The following is a 19,171-nucleotide window of genomic DNA, read 5'->3' as shown; positions in this document are numbered from 1 at the left end:
TGCGCCCCGGCTGTGGCCGGGAGCCATTGACTGGCACACGATTATTACGCTTAGCGGTCTGATGTTACTGACCAAAGGCGTCGAGCTCAGCGGCTATTTTGATGTGTTAGGGCGCAAGATGACTCGCCGCTTCAACACAGAACGCCAACTGGCGATATTTATGGTGCTGGCGGCGGCGCTGCTGTCGACGTTTCTGACCAATGATGTGGCGCTGTTTATTGTTGTTCCGCTGACGATCACCCTGAAAAAATTGTGCGCTATTCCGGTGAATCGCCTGATTATCTTTGAGGCGCTGGCGGTTAACGCCGGATCGTTGCTCACGCCAATCGGTAACCCGCAAAACATTCTGATGTGGGGGCGTTCTGGCTTGTCATTTGCCGCATTTACCTCGCAAATGGCGCCGCTTGCCGGGACCATGATGCTGACGCTGGTGGTGCTGTGCTGGTTCAGTTTCCCGAATAAAGCATTGCATTATCACACCGGTACGTCCGCGCCTGACTGGCAACCGCGTCTGGTGTGGAGCTGTCTGGTGTTGTATATCATCTTCCTGACGGCACTGGAGTTAAAACAAGAGCTGTGGGGCCTGGCGATCGTCGCCGCGGGGTTCATGGTACTGGCTCGCCGTGTGATCCTCAGCGTTGACTGGACGTTGCTGTTAGTGTTTATGGCGATGTTTATTGATGTGCATTTGCTGACGCAGTTGCCGGTGTTACACGGAATAACCAGTCAGATTGGCACGCTTTCAGCACCGGGGCTGTGGTTGACGGCAATCGGCTTGTCGCAGTTTATCAGTAACGTTCCCAGCACGATTTTGTTGCTCAACTATGTTCCGCCGACGCTATTGTTGGCCTGGGCAGTTAATATCGGAGGGTTTGGCCTGTTGCCGGGGTCGCTGGCGAATCTGATTGCTTTACGCATGGCAAATGACCGACGCATCTGGTGGCGTTTTCATCTGTATTCGGTGCCGATGCTGATATGGGCGGCCTTGGTGGGATATGGTTTGCTGTTGATGATGTAATTGATGTGGTGTGCCGGATGGCGGCTGGCGCCTAATCCGGCCTACAGTGCTGGTAGGCCCGATAAGCGTAGCGCCATCGGGCATGTATAGCCGATTAGTTCAGACGAACCGGCATACCAGAACGGTTCTGTACCGCCTGCTCAACGACGGCCTGATCGACGTCAGACTGACCGGTGATGCTGGTAATGCTCTTATTCAGCGTAATTGGTACGATTTCCCCGCCTTCAAACTGTGCTTCAGTCGTAGACAGCGGGTTATGTACCTCGATGTAACGGCTGCCGTCTGGTTCGGTAGTGGCTTTTACCGGCTCATCGATAAACTGGACGCGAGTACCGACCGGCACATTTTCAAACAGGAACTTGATGTCATCGTTACGCAGACGCACGCAGCCGTGGCTGACGCGTAAGCCGACGCCGAAGTTAGCATTGGTGCCGTGGATGGCGTACAGGCGACCGATATACAGCGCGTACAGACCCATCGGGTTATCCGGACCTGCCGGAACAACTGCTGGCAGCGGTTCGCCCGCAGCGCGGTATTCCGCATGCATTTTCGCGGTTGGCGTCCAGGTTGGACCCGCTTTCTTACGTTCAACTTTGGTGGTCCAGTTGATAGGGGTGTCTTTACCTAACTGGCCGATACCGATAGGCAGAACGATGACGGTGTTAGTACCTTTCGGGTAGTAGTACAGACGCATTTCGGCGCTGTTAATCACAATACCTTCATGCACGGTATCCGGCAGGATCAGCTGCTGAGGAATGTTCAGCACGGTGCCGCCTTTCGGCAGGAAGGTATCCACGCCCGGGTTAGCTTCCAGCATGTTAGACAGACCCATCTGATACTCCGCCGCAAAATATTCCAGCGGTTGGGTGTTGCCTTCAGGAATCGTGATGACCTGGTTCTGGCCAATCAAACGGCTGCCATCGGTAGGCAGCGGGTACGTGACGGCAGAAGCGGTGTTACAAAAACCAACTATTGCGAGTGCCGCCGCGAAAAGCGTTGTTAATTTCATATTCATGTTCATGTATGCGAGATTCAGTGCCAGGCAGGCTAGTGGGTTGAGATTTATGTAGTGTTGGGCAGGCATTATATGTGCATTCTGAGCAACAAGGAATTCGGATGTGTACTAAATCACATTTTTTTCCTTTTGCTTTCACTTTATCTGTGCTGCATGAACGGCGCGATCTTATTGCAGAGTTATGGCATAATAAGCAGTTTGTCACATATTTCTTTCTCTTTCAGGATACGCCAGTGTTAGTTTCCAGCAACGTCACTATGCAGTTCGGCAGTAAGCCGCTGTTTGAAAATATTTCCGTCAAATTTGGCGGCGGCAATCGTTACGGCCTGATTGGCGCGAACGGTAGCGGTAAATCCACCTTTATGAAAATTCTCGGCGGCGACCTCGAACCGACGCTGGGCAACGTTTCCCTCGATCCGAATGAGCGCATCGGTAAGTTGCGTCAGGATCAATTCGCCTTTGAAGAGTTCACCGTTCTCGACACCGTTATTATGGGTCACGCTGAACTGTGGGAAGTGAAGCAGGAGCGCGATCGCATTTATGCGCTGGCCGAGATGAGCGAAGAAGACGGCTATAAAGTGGCTGACCTTGAAGTTCAGTACGGCGAAATGGACGGCTACTCTGCGGAAGCGCGTGCGGGTGAACTGCTGCTGGGCGTCGGTATTCCGGTAGAGCAGCATTACGGCCCGATGAGCGAAGTCGCGCCCGGCTGGAAACTGCGTGTGCTTCTGGCACAGGCGCTGTTCTCTAACCCGGACATTCTGCTGCTCGACGAACCAACCAACAACCTGGATATCGACACCATTCGCTGGCTGGAGCAGACGCTGAACGAGCGTGACAGCACCATGATCATCATTTCGCACGACCGTCACTTCCTGAACATGGTCTGCACGCACATGGCGGATCTGGACTACGGCGAACTGCGTGTTTATCCGGGTAACTACGACGAATACATGACGGCGGCAACCCAGGCGCGTGAACGTCTGCTGGCCGATAACGCCAAGAAGAAAGCACAGATTGCCGATCTGCAATCCTTCGTCAGCCGCTTTAGCGCCAACGCATCTAAATCTCGTCAGGCGACCTCTCGTGCGCGCCAGATTGATAAGATCAAGCTCGATGAAGTGAAAGCCTCCAGCCGTCAGAACCCGTTCATCCGTTTCGAGCAGGATAAGAAACTGTTCCGTAACGCGCTGGAAGTGGAAGCGCTGGCGAAAGGTTTTGATGAAGGCCCGCTGTTTAAAAACTTCAACCTGCTGCTGGAAGTGGGGGAGAAGGTTGCCATCATTGGTGCCAACGGCGTGGGTAAATCCACCATGCTGAAAACGTTGGTTGGCGATTTGCAGCCGGACAACGGTACCGTTAAGTGGTCTGAAAACGCCCAGGTGGGTTACTACGCGCAGGATCATGAATACGAGTTTGAAAACGATCTGACCGTTTTCGAATGGATGAGCCAGTGGAAACAAGAAGGCGACGATGAGCAGGTTGTGCGCAGCTTCCTCGGTCGTCTGCTGTTCAGCCAGGACGATATCAAGAAGCCTGCAAAAGTGCTCTCCGGTGGTGAAAAAGGACGCATGCTGTTCGGTAAGCTGATGATGCAGAAACCGAATATTCTGGTGATGGATGAACCAACCAACCACCTGGATATGGAATCTATCGAGTCGCTGAACATGGCGCTGGAAATGTACCAGGGCACGCTGATCTTTGTTTCTCACGACCGTGAGTTCGTCAGTTCCCTGGCAACCCGCGTGATTGAAATTACGCCGGAACGCGTGATCGACTTCACCGGCAACTACGAAGATTACCTTCGAAGTAAAGGCATCGAATAAGTCTCTCTCCCCGCACTTTTCTGAAAAAAAGTTCTACTGATTAATCTTAGCCACAATTGTGGCTAAGATACTTTCCATAACGACCTACGCAAGGAAAGAAAATGAGTCAGATGGAACCACTCTCTTTAGCCAATCTTAAATTAAACTTACTAAATTTAAACAACAGCAACGAGCATCCTTTCATTTTACGTGAAGATGGTGATGATATTGTTGCATCCTGGAATATCGAAGATGCTGAGTGGATAGATTATTTCAGTCAATACGGATTGCAAAAACAATATGAGTTAAGACTGTTTTTCAATGAAAGCAAAAAGCAAATTACTTATCGTGAAAAAACGACCGATGTGGAGTGGGATGCAGATTTGGGTGGGTTCAGATTAAGCAAATCTGTCCAAATAGGGAAACGCCTTGAGTTTTCTGCTGGGGGATCCTGGGGTAAAAAAGAAGATGGTAGCTTCGGTAAAATTGATGGCTATAAATTTGTATCAACGGAAATTACCGATCCTATTTTTGATATTGTTCGTGATGCGGGATGGCAGGTTCGTGGTCTGTTAGCAGACAAGAAGAAAAGGAAATTTGTTATTGCGGGAGCGGTGATTGCCGCACTGATTATTTTTATCGGCCTTGGCACTTTCCTTTTTTCCACGATGGGTGATTTGAAGGATGCTGCGCGAACAGAGATAGATTTGCTCCGTGATGGAAAATATATTCAGGCTTATCAGGCAAGCTCTTCTTCTTTGCAAAGAAAAATGAACAGCGAGGATTTTAAGCTTGTAACCGAGTCTGTTCATTTTGATGATATTAGTGAATACAGTTTCGATAGTTTCAATGTAGTAAATGATGTTGGTTCTTTGTCTGGAAGCGTAGAGTTTAAAAACGGAGAGTCTGGCGAGATTAACGTTACTATGCTCAAAGAAAAGGATAAATGGAAACTGGCAGCAATTTCAGTAGAATAAAAAAATACCCGGTTTTTATCATATAATGAAGAAAACCGGACTATTTTAAAAGCGATGAAAGGGGAAGGATTATTCCATCCCCAGCGCACGTTTACCGTGGATATTCAAATCCTCCAGCGTGAAGCGTCCTTCCCAGTTCGTTTCATAATCCTCGCGCGGGAAATCACCCGGCGACGCGCCTTTTTCCAGCGCGGCTTTCACTTTGTGAGCGTAGGCCAGATTCTTTTCGCACATCGGTGCGGCAGGGATGTACATCACGTTGCCCCAACCCTGTTGATTTTCTACCGACGCGACGGCGTGAATGACATCACAATGCCACCACACTGAGTCTCCGGCTTCCAGCTGTGGAATGCTGGTTAGCGCTTCAATCAGCAGCGGATGCCATTGCGCGGAAATTGGCAGGACTCTGCCGGGCGCGACGCCGCACAGTTCATCTTCCGGCACATCGTCAAGCAATGGGCGTAACAGCACATACGCCATCGCTTCAGGAATAGGGACCACGTGCAACAATCCCTGACCTGGCAGCATATCGGACAGCGCAGTCCAGCCCTGGAAGGTACGGAACACTGAGCATTTGGTGGTGTTATCCACCGTGTACTCTTCTACTTCGGTGCGATGCGCAGCCTGCCACGGATCGTAATCTTCCAGCTTGCCATTGAAAACATGAGCAAATACCCGCTGATACGCAGGCAGCAGCCAGCGTTCCAGCGCGCCGGAATCCGTATGCGCGCCCAACCCTTTGGATGTGGTTCCCGGCGGACGGCGGCGTATACGGTCAGGGTAGATAACGCTGACATCCGGGTTAAACCATTGTTTACCTTCGCTTGAAAATGTCCAAAGACGATTGAGGAACGACTGTGCATTGGCCATTTCTTCACTCTGGCGGGCCTGCATCTGCGCCTGGGACCAGTAAATGGGGTAGATTTCAGGTCGCGATGCGCTCAGGGTGCCGAAGAAGTTATCGCCCGGTCCTTTGTAGACGTCATCAAAATGGTTGCGATCCAGGTAATCGAGCATCGACTGATCCCATGCCAGCGCCTGTTCGCGGGGGAAATGCCCCTTAATGACTGCGCATCCGCGACGCTTAATTTCTTCACGCTGCTCTGCACTCACGCGACCCGCTTTAATATCCGCATAGGACAACACAGGCCATACCGGGGAGCCTTGCGCTTTGAGGGCGTTGATTTCCGCCACGCGGGTGGCAATGGCATCGCTCAGCTGATTGAAGACCAACTGAACATCCCCAAGCTGTACCCGCAGTTGCTGTTTCATCTGACGGATTGCCGCTTTGTGATCGGCGGGCAATGTGTCGCTGGTAAAAGTAAAAGCCATAACCACCTCGCATAACTTTCATTTGAAACTTATCTAACTTACAAGTGCAATATAAGTTAAAAATAAGTTAATGCAAGTTTAAAAACTTGATGGTGTGCACGGAATGCAAAAACGGTGAGAACCGGAGCAGGTACTCCGGTTGGCAGGATCAAGCGTTAAAAGGCGAAGTGTTATCCAGCACCGCCTGAATCACGTTCAGCGCGCCTTGATGGTTATTATCGTCGGTCTGATAGCGGGCAATAAATTTGATGTTCTCGGCTGCATTAGCCATGGCGAAAGAGTAGTGCGCCATTTTCAACATTTCCGCGTCGTTGCCGCTGTCGCCAATGGCGACCACGTTTTGTGGTGACAGGTTCCAGCGTTTTAACAGACGGCTGATCCCGTTGGCTTTATGTAAGCCGGGAATGATCAGGTCGATAAACCCAAAGCCGCTGGTGACGGGCTTCATAATGCCGTCGAGAGCAGAATGAAGGTGATCGATAACTAATGGGATCTGTTGGTCAGGTAAATTCAGCGAGAACTTGAACAGCACATCGTCGATATCCTGGTAATCCTTTACGGGTTTCAGGCGATGGTAGTGTTTTGCCATCAACGCGACAAAGGACTCTGGGGCATTTTCGCTCACGTAGGCGCTTTGCAGTCCACAGGCCACAAAGTTGAGCTGCTTATCTTTGAGCAGTTCGCCAATGACAATGCGGGATTCGTGGCGGGTCAGCTCGCCGTGAAACAGTTGCTTACCATGTTCGAATACCAATGCTCCATTTTCGGCAACAAAGGAGATCTCATTTTTCAGCTCGGGGAAGAAGGAGATAAGCTGGTAGTACTGATTGCCGCTGGCCACGACAAATTCAATGTCTCTTTTTTTCAGTTCCTGGTACTGCGCCATAAAGCGTTCGCGATCGTATTGCTTGGCGTCGTCGAGAAACGTTCCGTCCATATCGGTGACGATAACGTTGATGGTCATATATGCTCCTGGCTTATAACTGCAACCAGAAACATTCTAATAACAATGTGACCTGTAGCACAAATTTAATTTCGAATGAAAGTAAAAGGCCGGGTGGCAGCTTCGCCTTACCCGGCTAAAGGGAGAGTATGTAGGCCCGGTAAGCACAGTGCCACCGGGCGGGAGGGGGTTACAGCATATGTTCAGTGCGCGCGATGATATCGTCCTGCGCATCCGGAGACAGCGCGGTGAAGAAGGCGGAATAACCCGCGACACGCACCACCAGGTCACGGTACTGATCCGGGTGTTTTTTGGCTTCCAGCAGCGTTTCACGAGAAACGATGTTGTACTGAATATGCCAGCCTTTGTGCTCTTCAAAGAAGGTACGCAGCAGAATCATCAGCTTTTGTTTATCAGACTCATTTTCCAGCGTGGCCGGGTTCAGCTTCTGGTTTAACAGTACGCCGCCGAGGATTGAGCCGGTAGGCAGTTTACCTACAGAGCCAATTACCGCCGTTGGGCCGAGATGGTCCGTACCGGAGGCCGGGCTGGCGCCTTCTGCCAGCGGAGTATGCGCTTTACGGCCATCCGGCGTTGCCATCGTTGCCGCGCCGAATGGTACGTTTGCGGAGATAGACGAGGTCCCGGCATAGTAGTTGCCGCCAACCGGACCACGGCCGTAACGCGGGTTGTGATACTGCTTAAGTTCGTCAATGTAGGTCTGATAAGCGCGAGCCAGCAGCGTATCAACGCTATCGTCATCGTTGCCGTACTTTGGCGCGCCGTTGATCAGGCGTTGACGCAACTGCTCGTGGGTCAGACCATCAAAATCATCAGCCAGCGCGGCGGCCAGTTGTTGTTGACCGATAGCGCCCTGTTCAAAGACCAGTTTCTTCACTGCTGCCAGGCTGTTGCCGAGGTTGGCGATACCCACCTGCAGACCGGATACCCAGTCATACTTCGCGCCACCTTGCTTAATGCTCTTCGCGCGCTCAATACAATCATCTACCAGCGCAGAGCACAGAATATCGTGTACGTTTTCTTCCAGCATGGTGTCGACGACATACTCTATTTCGATGGATTTGCGCGTGTAGTAGCGGATCTGCGTATCCCAGGCCTCCATCACTTCATCGAAATTATTAAAGTTGCCGACTGAAAGCGCTTTTTCCTGCGGCAGGAATACTTTGCCGCTGGTGGCATCGCGTCCGCCTTCCAGCGCCGCCAGCATCACGCGGGCAAAGTTAATAAAGCTCATGCCGGTGCAACGGTAGCCCCATTTCCCGCCAACAGCGGTTTCGATGCAACCAATAGCTGCGTAGTCATAGGCGTCCTGCGGTTCAATGCCCAGCTTAATGAATTCCGGAATGACGATTTCATCGTTGTTAAAGGCTGGCATCCCGAAGCCGCAGCGGATCACCTGCACGCAGGCATCCAGGAAGTCATTACTCATCCCCGCATGATAACGCACGCTGAGGTTCGGCTGGGTAGAGCGCAGTCGGCCACAGGATTCCAGAATGGCATAGGAGAGCGGGTTGACGGCATCTATCGCCTGACCGTTGACCAGGTTCTGGCCACCGATGGTCACGTTCTGATACAGCGGGCTGCCTGCTGAGGCTTTCGAGTGGGAGCCAGAGCGAATTTTGTTTACTTCCAGCAATTTCAGCCAGCAGCTGTGCAACAGCTCAATGGCGTGCTCACGATCGAGACTCTGGTTTAGTTCTACGTCACGACGGTAGAACGGATAGAGGTACTGATCCATACGGCCAAACGATACGGAGTGACCGTTCGATTCAATTTGCAGGATCAACTGGATGAAGTAGCACAACTGCAGCGCCTGCCAGAACGTTTTTGGCGGCTCATGGGCGATGACATCGCAGTTTTCCGCCATGGTCAGCAGTTCATCACGGCGGCTGGCGCGCGTTTCTGTGGACGCCATTTTACGCGCCAGCGCGGCAAAGCGCTCAATGTGCAGGCTGACGGCCTCCAGCACGATATCAATCGCTTTCAGGAACTGATCGCCATGGAGGTCTTCCAGACAAGTCAGATTAATGCGGGAACGACGTTCATCGACTTTGTGGCGCAGACCGTCGAGACCTTTTTCCAGCAGCAGCGGGAAGTTCACCGCCAGGTGTGCGTCGCCGGAGGTCATATTACCTTCAGCTTTGATAATGCCGGTTTCCAGCAGCCCTTTTTGTTCGTCGGTAAACATGCCGTAGCAGCGGTCCTGTACGGTCTGACCGCGCCACCATGGGCACACCTCATGCAATACGCGCTTGTTCTCTTCGCTAACCGCGAAGCCTGCGCCGGGCCTGTCGGCGAGATCATCGATCTCTTTTTCAATCCAGGAGACGGTGTATTCCGGGAAGATTGGCGCGGCGCGTACTTCGCTTGCCTGGTTACCGATGATCAACTCGTCATGCTTGATCCAGATAGTGCGTTCCGCCAGATGATGAGCCAGTGCCAGCGCACGGCGTACCGGGATGGGTTTATCCAGATGCTGTTGGTACATCTCGGTATAGTGCTGGGCGCGCTCGGTACAAACCGGCGGTTTCACGATGTGGATCAGGGCCGTTTTATGCGCTTTGATACGATCGCTGAGTGTGTCCAGTTTCAGAGTAGTCATGGCGATTATCCTCGTAGGGTCGCGGTTAAACCTTTAAGGCTGGCGTACTGCTGGGCAAATTTGAGCAGCGCAGGCGCATCAAGCGGTTTATCCGGGGCGTTGTAGGGTTGATTGAGTAAGTTGTACTTGTTGATGCCCAGCGTGTGGTAGGGCAAAAAATGGATCTCTCCGACGTGGAGTTCGTCGGCGGCAAAATCGGTAATGGCCTGAATAGCTGCTTCGTCAGCGTTGAATCCCTGAATCAGCGGGACGCGGATAATTATTTTTTTACCGGCGGCGGCCAGTTTTTTCAGGTTTTCCAGCACGCGAGAGGCGCTGCCATCGGTCCACTGTTTAAACGGCGCGTCGGCGACATGCTTTAAATCGGCCAGGAACAGATCAACGTAGGGTAATGACGGCTCAATATACTTCCAGGGAACATGCAAACAGGTTTCTACTGCCGTATGAATGCCTGCTTCGTGGCTGGCCTGGAACAATTCAGCCGCCAGCTCTGGCTGCATAAACGGTTCGCCGCCGGAAAGCGTGAGTCCCCCTCCGCTGCGGTCGTAAAACGGTTTATCCCGCAATACGGTCGCCATGATTTCGTCCACGCTTTTTACCTCTCCACAGACGGTCAGCGCCTGGGTAGGGCAGCAGTGGGTCAGCGCCGTCAGAGCATCATCGGTCAGTTTTTCGCGATGAATCAGCAACCCGCTCAGTGCCCGCTCAATCACCTCCGGTGCCGCCTGAGCACAAAGATCGCAACCATCAAGGCACAGACGTGCGTCATAGAGCAGATCCCGCGTCCGGGCGCGGCTTTCCGGATTCTGGCACCACCGACAACCCAGTGAGCATCCCTTAAGGAACACCACGGTGCGGATACCTGGACCATCATGCGTGGAATAGCGCTGGATATTGAAAATCATAAGCGGCCTCTTTTCTTTCGTATAAAGATTAAATTACTTTCGAATGAAAGTTATATTGACGTGCGTCAACTAACCGCGAGGTTTCGCCGTGCTACCTTTTATTCATGCTAATTATTCGTTTGAGGAAAGGTGATGGAACTCTATTTAGATACGTCTGATGTTGCCGCGGTAAAAGCGCTGGCGCGTGTTTTTCCGTTGGCAGGGGTGACCACTAACCCAAGCATTGTGGCGGCAGGTAAGCAGACGCTGGACGTGTTACTGCCGCAACTGCAGGACGCGATGGGTGGGCAAGGCCGCCTGTTTGCACAGGTAATGGCGACCACCGCCGAAGGGATGGTCAGCGATGCGCGTAAGCTGCGGGCAATCATCGCGGATATCGTCGTGAAAGTGCCGGTCACGGCAGAGGGTCTGGCAGCAATTAAATTGCTGAAAGAAGAGGGCATCCCGACGCTGGGGACCGCGGTTTACGGTGCTGCTCAGGGGCTTTTAGCTGCGCTGGCTGGCGCCGAATATGTTGCGCCATACGTTAACCGCGTGGACGCTCAGGGGGGCGACGGCATTCAGACGGTGACCGATCTGCAGGCCTTATTGAAAATGCATGCCCCGCACGCCAAAGTGCTGGCAGCCAGTTTCAAAACGCCGCGTCAGGCGCTGGATTGCCTGCTGGTCGGCTGTGAGTCCATCACGCTGCCGCTGGATGTCGCTCAGCAGATGATTAGCTCTCCAGCCGTTGATGCTGCCGTGGCGAAGTTTGAGCACGACTGGCAGAGCGCATTTGGTCGCACGTCGATCTGATGCTGTTGCTGGGTGGCGCTAACGCTTACCCGGCCTACGTTCGAGCCGTTGTAGGTCGGGTAAGGCGAAGCCGCCACCCGACTTTTTTACCGACTACAAACCTCGCACCCCGGATTACGCATCAGCTTCATTTCGCGAAACTGGCAGGTCATGGCGTCGTACATGACGATTTTTCCAGACGCCGGTTTACCGTAGCTTGCCAGCAGCTTAATGGCTTCCATCGCCTGTAACGATCCGATCACGCCGATTAGCGGGGCCATCACGCCTGCCTCGACGCAGGTCAGGGCGTTTTCACCGAACAGACGGCTCAGGCAACGGTAGCAGGGCTCGCCTTCCTGATACGTAAAGACGGTAATTTGCCCTTCCATGCGAATTGCCGCACCGGAAACCAGCGGAACCCCGGCGGCAAAGCATCCTGAATTCAGCTGATTGCGGATGCTGACGTTATCCGTACAGTCCAGCACCAAATCGTGTTCGGCGATAAGCGAGTGAATCTCGCTCTCGTCCAGCAGCGCATTCACTGGCGTAATGGCGATATAGGGGTTGATTCGCGCCAGGGCGTCGCGGGCGGAGAGCACTTTCGGCTGTCCAACGGTCGCATCGCTGTGCAGCGTCTGGCGCTGGAGATTCGACACGGAGACCGTGTCAAAGTCGAGCAGGGTTAAATGTCCGATGCCCGCGCCCGCCAGATACTGAGTTGCCGCGCATCCCAGCCCTCCCAGACCAACGACCAGTACCCGCGCCTCCTTGAGCGCTTCCTGACCTTCGAAATCGAAGCCGCGCAGAATGATTTGCCGGTTATAGCGCATCATCTCCTGGTCGCTGAGTTCTGCCATTACAGGCCTCCAAACAGTGCGTTAAACGGCTCGACCTCAACCCATTCTCCGGCTTCGACGTTACCACGGTCGCGTTCCAGCACGATAAAACAGTTGCCCAGGCTAAAGGAGCTAAAAATATGCGAGCCCTGATGTCCGGTAGTGGTGACTTCCAGTTCGCCTTCTGCGGTACGCTGTAATACACCGCGCTGAAAATCCAGACGGCCAGGCGTTTTCTTCAGACGTGATGCGCTGCGCACGCGCTGGCGTGGCGGCAGTCCGCAGGCGGTGTTACCGCTGAGTTTCGCCAGTAGCGGTTGGACCAGTTGATAAAAGGTGAGGGCCGCTGACACCGGGTTACCCGGCAGGCCGCAAAACCAGCTGTTGCTCAGTTTGCCAAAGGCGAACGGTTTACCGGGTTTGATGGCCAATTTCCAGAAGGCAATTTCTCCCAGTTCTTCCAGAATGGTTTTGGTGTAATCCGCTTCGCCAACAGAAACACCACCGGAACTGATAACGACATCGGCCTGGCTGTCGGCTTCGATAAACGCGGCGCGCAGCGCGTTGGGATCGTCACGAATAATCCCTAAGTTGATCACCTCGCAGCCCAACTGCTGCAGCATCAGATGTACGGTCAGACGGTTAGTATCATAAATCTGTCCGTCGCCCAGCGGCTGACCCGGCAGTTGCAGTTCATCACCGGTGGAGAACAACGCCACGCGGACTTTGCGCACGACGGGGACATCGGCAATACCGAGCGAAGCCAGCACGGGAAGCTCGGCGGTGGTCAGGCGAGTCCCGGCGGGAAATACCACCGCGCCGTTGGCAATATCTTCACCGCGCAGACGAATATTTTGTCCGCTGCGGACGTCGGCGGTAAAACGAATACCATCGTCAGTTTGTTCCGTTTGTTCCTGCATCACTACCGCTTCGCAACCGACAGGAACCGGGGCACCGGTCATAATACGGATGCAGGTTCCCGCAGGCCACTCGCCATGGAAAGGCTGACCGGCAAAGGCTTTACCTGCAACGGAGAGCGGCTGGCCGGATTGCAGATCGGCCAAACGCACCGCATAACCATCCATTGCAGAGTTATCGAATCCAGGGACATCAATCGGGGAGACGATGTCGGTCGCCAGAATACGACCAAAGCATTGAACCAGGGGCAGCGTTTCGACGGCGGTGAGTGGGGTAATACGCGAAAGCATCTGAGAGAGAGCCGTTTCAAGCGGCATCAGTCCGGCGGTAAATTCCATGTGAAGACTCCTGCGGGGCAAAATCGAATCCGGTTATTATGTCAGAAAATGGACGCGGACAGTATGCCACCTCAGGCTTAGGATCGGATCTGATAACGGTTTTCTGCCAGAGGATAGCGCGACAGGAAAAATGCCGTATAAACTCAATGTTTCTGCTTTTTTCCCTGGGGCTAAATGACTCATAATATCCCGGACGCCATTCGACGCCAGGTGGATGCCGCCAGTGCGCTCATCCGCCAGATTTTCGAGGGGAATCTCGTTGCCATTCATTTGTATGGATCTGCTGTTGAAGGGGGATTAAAACCCCAAAGCGACATCGATTTACTGGTTACCATCAGGCAACCGCTGGATATGCAGCAAAGAAAAGAATTGATGCAGGATTTGCTGGCTATTTCTGCGCCTCCCGGCGTCTGCGTGCGGTATCGTGCGCTGGAAGTGACCGTTGTACTGTTCTCGCAGATTGTACCGTGGCGATTTCCACCGGCGAGAGAGATGCAGTTTGGTGAATGGTTGCGTGAAGATATCTGCGCTGGTGTGTATGAACCGGCGCAGGTGGATCCCGACCTTTCCATTCTGCTGACCCAGGCCCGGCGTGCCAGCGTACCGTTGTTCGGTGAACCCGCTGAGAGATTATTCAACGTCATCCCTTTTAGCGATATCGTACAAACATTTCGACATATCCTTGATATGTGGCAGAAACCGGCCGATTTAGAAGGGGACGAGCGGAATATTATCCTTGCTCTGGCACGCATCTGGTATAGCGTGGTTACGGGCAATATTGTCGCTAAAGATGAGGCTGCGTCCTGGCTGATACCGCAATTGCCCACTGAACATGCCGCCACGTTGCAGGCTGCGCGTGCGGAATATCTGGGGTTAACCAAAGAGAACTGGGCCGCATGTATGCCGTCTGTTGAACGCTTTGTGTTTTATGCAAAAAAACAGATTACCGATCGGTTGAATTAATTTATTCAATAACGTCGGGGAATCTCCTGTTTGTTGAACACTGCTGCATGACCTGATGCGAAGAAGTGTGAGGGGCGGGCCTTTACCTTTACATGACGTCTGCATCTTTCTATATTCAAAAATCGAATCAATAACTCACAGAAATTCTGATATTTATAACCCCGTTACCTGCCACCTTAATGGATGAAAAAAATGGGCAAAGCAGTCATTGCAATTCACGGCGGCGCTGGGGCAATAACCCGCGCTGAGCTAAGCCAGGAGCAGGAGTTGCGTTATATACAGGCGCTGTCAGATATCGTTGAAACCGGTCAACGTATGCTAGAAGCGGGCCGAAGCGCGCTGGATGTTGTCACTGAGGCTGTGCGCCTACTGGAAGAGTGCCCTCTGTTTAACGCCGGAATTGGTGCTGTGTATACCCGTGATGAAACCCATGAACTGGATGCCTGCGTCATGGATGGTAATACCCTGCAAGCGGGTGCTGTCGCCGGAGTCAGTCATCTGCGCAACCCGATCCTCGCGGCGCGCCTGGTGATGGAACACAGCCCCCACGTCATGATGATTGGTGAAGGGGCAGAAAATTTTGCCATTGCCCAGGGTATGGAGCGCGTTTCGGCGGATATTTTCTCGACGCCAGAACGCTATGCACAGCTGCTGGCGGCGCAAGCAGCGGGTGAAACGGTGCTGGATCACAGTGCGACCCCGCTGGATGAAAACAATAAAATGGGTACCGTGGGTGCGGTTGCGCTGGATATGTTTGGCAATCTGGCGGCAGCAACATCGACTGGCGGGATGACCAACAAATTACCGGGTCGGGTGGGGGATAGTCCGCTGGTCGGCGCAGGCTGTTATGCCAATAACGCAAGTGTGGCCGTCTCCTGCACCGGTACAGGTGAAGTTTTTATTCGCGCGCTGGCGGCCTATGACATTGCGGCATTGATGGATTATGGCGGCCTGAGTTTATCAGAGGCGTGTGAACGCGTGGTGATGGAAAAATTACCGGCGCTGGGCGGCAGCGGTGGATTAATTGCTATCGATCATGAAGGGAATGTGGCTTTGCCGTTTAACAGCGAAGGCATGTACCGCGCCTGGGGATACGCAGGCGACACGCCCACCACTGGTATTTATCGGGAAAAAGGAGATACCGTTGCCACACAGTGATGAGCTTGATGCCCGTGATGTGCTGTCCGTCAGCAACCTGAATATTGCCTTTGAACAGGAGCAGCAACGCGTTAGCGCTGTGCGCAATCTGTCATTTCGCCTGAAGCGTGGCGAAACGCTGGCGATTGTTGGCGAATCCGGTTCCGGAAAATCGGTAACGGCCTTGTCGCTGATGCGTCTGATTGAACAGGCGGGCGGCGAGGTAAGCTGTGATGCGATGCTGCTACGGCGGCGTAATCGGCAGGTGATTGAACTCGGCGAGCAGAGCGCAGCCCGGATGCGCCATGTGCGTGGCGCGGATATCGCGATGATCTTCCAGGAGCCTATGACATCGCTTAACCCGGTGTTTACCGTCGGCGAGCAAATTGCCGAGTCTATCCGCTTGCACCAGGGTGCCAGTCACGAAGAGGCGATGGTAGAAGCGAAGCGAATGCTCGATCAGGTGCGTATCCCCGAGGCGAAGGCGATTTTATCGCGTTATCCACACCAGCTTTCCGGCGGTATGCGCCAGCGGGTGATGATCGCCATGGCGCTGTCGTGTCGCCCTGCGGTGTTGATTGCCGATGAGCCGACCACCGCGCTGGACGTCACCATTCAGGCACAGATCCTGCAACTGATAAAAGTGCTGCAGCAAGAGATGTCGATGGGCGTTATTTTTATCACCCACGATATGGGCGTGGTGGCAGATATCGCTGACCGGGTGCTGGTGATGTACCAGGGTGAAGCGGTCGAAACGGGCAGCGTTGAGCAGATTTTTCATGCTCCGCAGCATCCTTACACTCAAGCGCTATTGGCAGCAGTGCCGCAACTTGGGGAGATGCGCGGGCATGACCTTCCGCGACGCTTCCCGCTTATTTCTCTGCACGATCCTCATCATGTTGAACCTCAAACCGAGCAGGACACGGTAGTTGAGGGAGAGCCGATTCTGCGGGTTCGCAACCTGGTGACACGTTTTCCCCTGCGTAGCGGCATCCTTAATCGCGTGACCCGCGAGGTGCATGCGGTGGAAAACGTCAGTTTTGATCTCTGGCCCGGCGAAACGCTTTCACTGGTAGGCGAGTCGGGGTGTGGTAAATCAACGACCGGGCGGGCATTGTTGCGTCTGGTGGAGTCCCAGCGCGGGGAGATTTTCTTCAAGGGACAACGCATTGATACCCTGGCCGCCAGCAAGTTGCAGCCGCTGCGTCGGGATATCCAGTTTATCTTCCAGGACCCTTATGCGTCGCTCGACCCCCGACAGACGGTGGGATATTCCATCTTAGAGCCACTGAGGGTGCACGGTTTGTTGCAAGGCGATGCGGCGACAAAACGGGTCGCATGGTTGCTCGAGCGTGTCGGGTTGCTACCTGAGCACGCCTGGCGCTATCCGCACGAATTTTCCGGTGGTCAGCGTCAGCGTATCTGTATAGCCCGGGCGTTGGCGCTCAATCCTAAAGTGATTATTGCCGATGAGTCCGTCTCGGCACTGGATGTCTCGATTCGCGGGCAAATTATTAATCTGTTGCTCGACCTACAGCGGGAAATGGGTATTGCGTACCTGTTTATTTCCCACGATATGGCGGTGGTGGAGCGTATTAGTCACCGCGTGGCGGTGATGTACCTGGGGCAGATTGTTGAGATCGGCACCCGACGGGCGGTGTTTGAAAATCCACAGCATCCCTACACGCGAAAACTTATGGCGGCAGTCCCGGTTGCCGATCCATCGCATCAAAGACCACAGCGCGTGCTGTTGTCGGATGATATCCCCAGTAATATCCGCAAACGCGGTGAAGAGATCCCCCCGGTTTCACTACAGTTAGTGGAACCGGGGCATTACGTTGCGCGTGTGCCAGCGGAAAGTGCGCTTTCGCGTTTATGACAGGCAGGCAGGGTTTAAGGAGAATAACATGACAAAAATTGTTGCTCGGAAATGGCTGGTTGCTGTGGGAGTGGCCTCTGCGCTGGCCGCATCGCCTGGCTGGGCCGCCAAAGATGTGGTGGTTGCTGTAGGGTCTAATTTCACCACGCTCGACCCCTATGACGCGAACGACACGTTGTCGCAGGCGGTAGCGAAGTCGTTTTATCAGGGGCTGTTCGGCCTTGATAAAGAGATGAAGCTGAAAAATGTGTTGGCGGAAAGCTATACCGTTTCTGATGATGGCCTGACGTACACCGTTAAACTGCGACAGGGCGTGAAGTTTCAGGATGGGACTGACTTCAATGCGGCTGCGGTAAAAGCCAACCTTGATCGCGCCAGTAATCCGGAAAATCACCTTAAACGCTATAACCTGTATAAGAATATCGATAAAACCGAGGTGGTTGATCCTGCTACAGTGAAGATTACGCTGAAGCAGCCATTCTCTGCCTTTATCAATATTCTGGCGCATCCGGCTACGGCGATGATTTCTCCCGCCGCGCTGGAGAAATATGGCAAGGAGATTGGTTTCCATCCTGTCGGCACCGGGCCATATCAGCTTGATACCTGGAATCAGACGGATTTTGTGAAGGTTAAGAAGTTCGCGGGTTACTGGCAGCAAGGGTTGCCAAAGCTGGATACGATTACCTGGCGTCCGGTAACGGACAACAACACGCGTGCGGCAATGCTGCAAACCGGGGAAGCGCAGTTTGCTTTCCCTATTCCGTACGAGCAGGCGGCGTTACTGGCGAAGAATAAAAACCTGGAACTGGTCGCCAGCCCGTCTATTATGCAGCGTTATATCAGCATGAACGTCACGCAAAAACCGTTCGATAATCCGAAGGTGCGCGAGGCGTTGAATTATGCCATCAACCGTCAGGCGCTGGTGAAAGTGGCTTTTGCAGGTTACGCCACGCCGGCAACGGGCGTTCTTCCGCCATCAATAGCCTATGCGCAAAGCTACACGCCGTGGCCTTACGATCCGGCAAAAGCACGCCAATTGCTGAAAGAAGCGGGTTATCCCAACGGCTTTACCACCACGCTGTGGTCATCCCATAACCACAGCACCGCGCAGAAAGTGCTGCAATTTACCCAGCAGCAACTGGCGCAGGTGGGCGTGAAGGCTCAGGTGACGGCGATGGATGCCGGGCAGCGGGCGGCGGAAGTCGAGGGTAAGGCGCAGAAAGAAAGCGGGGTACGGATGTTCTACACCGGCTGGTCGGCGTCTACAGGCGAAGCGGACTGGGCGTTGTCGCCGCTGTTTGCGTCACAGAACTGGCCGCCAACCTTGTTTAATACCGCGTTCTACAGCAATAAGCAGGTGGACAGTGATTTAGCGGCGGCCTTGCAAACCAACGATCCGGCGCAGAAAGCGAAGCTGTACAAGGACGCGCAGGATATCATCTGGAAAGAGTCGCCGTGGATCCCGCTGGTGGTGGAGAAACTGATCTCGGCGCATAGTACGAATTTGACCGGATTCTGGATCATGCCCGACACCGGGTTTAGTTTTGATGACGCGGATTTGAAATAAGCTATTCATTCGGCCCTGCATGGACGGGGCCGGCGAAGGGAGTCTGATGCTCAACTATGTTTTCAAGCGCCTGCTGGGGTTGATTCCGACGCTGTTAATTGTGGCGGTGCTGGTATTTTTATTTGTTCACCTGCTACCCGG

15 protein-coding genes and 1 pseudogene are annotated in these 19,171 nt (G+C 53.5%); 9 read left to right on the top strand and 7 right to left on the bottom strand.

Translation table 11 applies throughout. The features are described from left to right. Positions 1 to 1,018, top strand: a 1,018-nt coding sequence (locus tag FDX03_RS00180; RefSeq protein WP_137345448.1) for an anion transporter, incomplete at its 5' end; no start/stop codon positions are given. A gap of 94 nt (positions 1,019 to 1,112) precedes the next feature. Here the strand turns inward: FDX03_RS00180 and ldtB are convergent. Beyond that, complete coding sequence (ldtB, locus tag FDX03_RS00175; RefSeq protein WP_003035268.1) at positions 1,113 to 2,033, bottom strand: L,D-transpeptidase; 921 nt, start codon at positions 2,031 to 2,033, stop codon at positions 1,113 to 1,115. A gap of 233 nt (positions 2,034 to 2,266) precedes the next feature. Between ldtB and FDX03_RS00170 the strand changes: the two genes are divergently transcribed. After that, positions 2,267 to 3,859, top strand: coding sequence for an ABC-F family ATPase (locus tag FDX03_RS00170; RefSeq protein ID WP_048212609.1), 1,593 nt, complete (start codon positions 2,267 to 2,269; stop codon positions 3,857 to 3,859). Between the two features lie 101 nt (positions 3,860 to 3,960). Continuing rightward, positions 3,961 to 4,815 carry a hypothetical protein gene (locus tag FDX03_RS00165; RefSeq protein ID WP_061067591.1) on the top strand — a complete coding sequence of 285 codons (855 nt, stop codon included), beginning with the start codon at positions 3,961 to 3,963 and terminating at the stop codon, positions 4,813 to 4,815. Between the two features lie 69 nt (positions 4,816 to 4,884). Here FDX03_RS00165 and FDX03_RS00160 read toward each other — a convergent pair whose 3' ends face one another. From FDX03_RS00160 to FDX03_RS00145, 4 genes are all read right to left on the bottom strand, one after another. After that, the gene (locus tag FDX03_RS00160; RefSeq protein ID WP_137345318.1) at positions 4,885 to 6,147 is read right to left on the bottom strand and encodes a DUF1479 domain-containing protein; all 1,263 of its coding nucleotides are present in this window, start codon (positions 6,145 to 6,147) and stop codon (positions 4,885 to 4,887) included. 148 nt (positions 6,148 to 6,295) lie between these two features. Beyond that, the gene (locus FDX03_RS00155; protein ID WP_048212185.1) at positions 6,296 to 7,111 is read right to left on the bottom strand and encodes a Cof-type HAD-IIB family hydrolase; all 816 of its coding nucleotides are present in this window, start codon (positions 7,109 to 7,111) and stop codon (positions 6,296 to 6,298) included. A gap of 169 nt (positions 7,112 to 7,280) precedes the next feature. Then, a complete protein-coding gene (locus tag FDX03_RS00150) occupies positions 7,281 to 9,713 on the bottom strand; it encodes a glycyl radical protein (protein ID WP_115602329.1) in 2,433 nt (810 codons plus the stop codon). Positions 9,714 to 9,718: 5 nt separating this feature from the next. After that, the gene (locus tag FDX03_RS00145; protein ID WP_061067594.1) at positions 9,719 to 10,618 is read right to left on the bottom strand and encodes a glycyl-radical enzyme activating protein; all 900 of its coding nucleotides are present in this window, start codon (positions 10,616 to 10,618) and stop codon (positions 9,719 to 9,721) included. Between the two features lie 132 nt (positions 10,619 to 10,750). Here FDX03_RS00145 and fsa point away from each other — a divergent pair, with 132 nt between their 5' ends. Beyond that, positions 10,751 to 11,413: a fructose-6-phosphate aldolase gene (fsa, locus tag FDX03_RS00140; protein WP_048212182.1), complete on the top strand. Its 663-nt coding sequence runs from the start codon at positions 10,751 to 10,753 to the stop codon at positions 11,411 to 11,413. Positions 11,414 to 11,499: 86 nt separating this feature from the next. Here fsa and moeB read toward each other — a convergent pair whose 3' ends face one another. Next, positions 11,500 to 12,249 carry a molybdopterin-synthase adenylyltransferase MoeB gene (gene moeB / locus FDX03_RS00135; protein WP_101741846.1) on the bottom strand — a complete coding sequence of 250 codons (750 nt, stop codon included), beginning with the start codon at positions 12,247 to 12,249 and terminating at the stop codon, positions 11,500 to 11,502. Beyond that, positions 12,249 to 13,484, bottom strand: a complete 1,236-nt coding sequence (gene moeA / locus FDX03_RS00130; RefSeq protein ID WP_116361020.1) for a molybdopterin molybdotransferase MoeA — start codon at positions 13,482 to 13,484, stop codon at positions 12,249 to 12,251. The genes moeB and moeA overlap by 1 nt, the downstream gene beginning before the upstream one ends. A 174-nt stretch (positions 13,485 to 13,658) precedes the next feature. Between moeA and FDX03_RS00125 the strand changes: the two genes are divergently transcribed. The 5 genes and pseudogenes from FDX03_RS00125 to FDX03_RS22865 form a co-directional block, all read left to right on the top strand. Then, positions 13,659 to 14,447, top strand: a complete 789-nt coding sequence (locus tag FDX03_RS00125) for an aminoglycoside adenylyltransferase family protein (protein WP_061067597.1) — start codon at positions 13,659 to 13,661, stop codon at positions 14,445 to 14,447. Between the two features lie 192 nt (positions 14,448 to 14,639). After that, entirely contained in the window at positions 14,640 to 15,605 is a 966-nt protein-coding gene (gene iaaA, locus FDX03_RS00120; RefSeq protein ID WP_061067598.1) for a beta-aspartyl-peptidase, read from the top strand. Then, the gene (gene gsiA / locus FDX03_RS00115) at positions 15,592 to 17,463 is read left to right on the top strand and encodes a glutathione ABC transporter ATP-binding protein GsiA (RefSeq protein ID WP_137345317.1); all 1,872 of its coding nucleotides are present in this window, start codon (positions 15,592 to 15,594) and stop codon (positions 17,461 to 17,463) included. Before iaaA ends, gsiA begins: the two co-directional genes overlap by 14 nt. 28 nt (positions 17,464 to 17,491) lie before the next feature. Further along, a complete protein-coding gene (gene gsiB, locus FDX03_RS00110) occupies positions 17,492 to 19,030 on the top strand; it encodes a glutathione ABC transporter substrate-binding protein GsiB (protein ID WP_048212176.1) in 1,539 nt (512 codons plus the stop codon). 46 nt (positions 19,031 to 19,076) lie between these two features. Then, a pseudogene (locus FDX03_RS22865) lies at positions 19,077 to 19,171 on the top strand (glutathione ABC transporter permease GsiC); the annotation flags it as partial.

Origin of the sequence: Citrobacter sp. wls827 (assembly GCF_005280875.1) — a bacterium.
Lineage (GTDB): Bacteria > Pseudomonadota > Gammaproteobacteria > Enterobacterales > Enterobacteriaceae > Citrobacter > Citrobacter youngae.
Note: the sequence above shows the minus strand (reverse complement) of the source record. Positions and strands in the feature narration are given on the sequence as shown.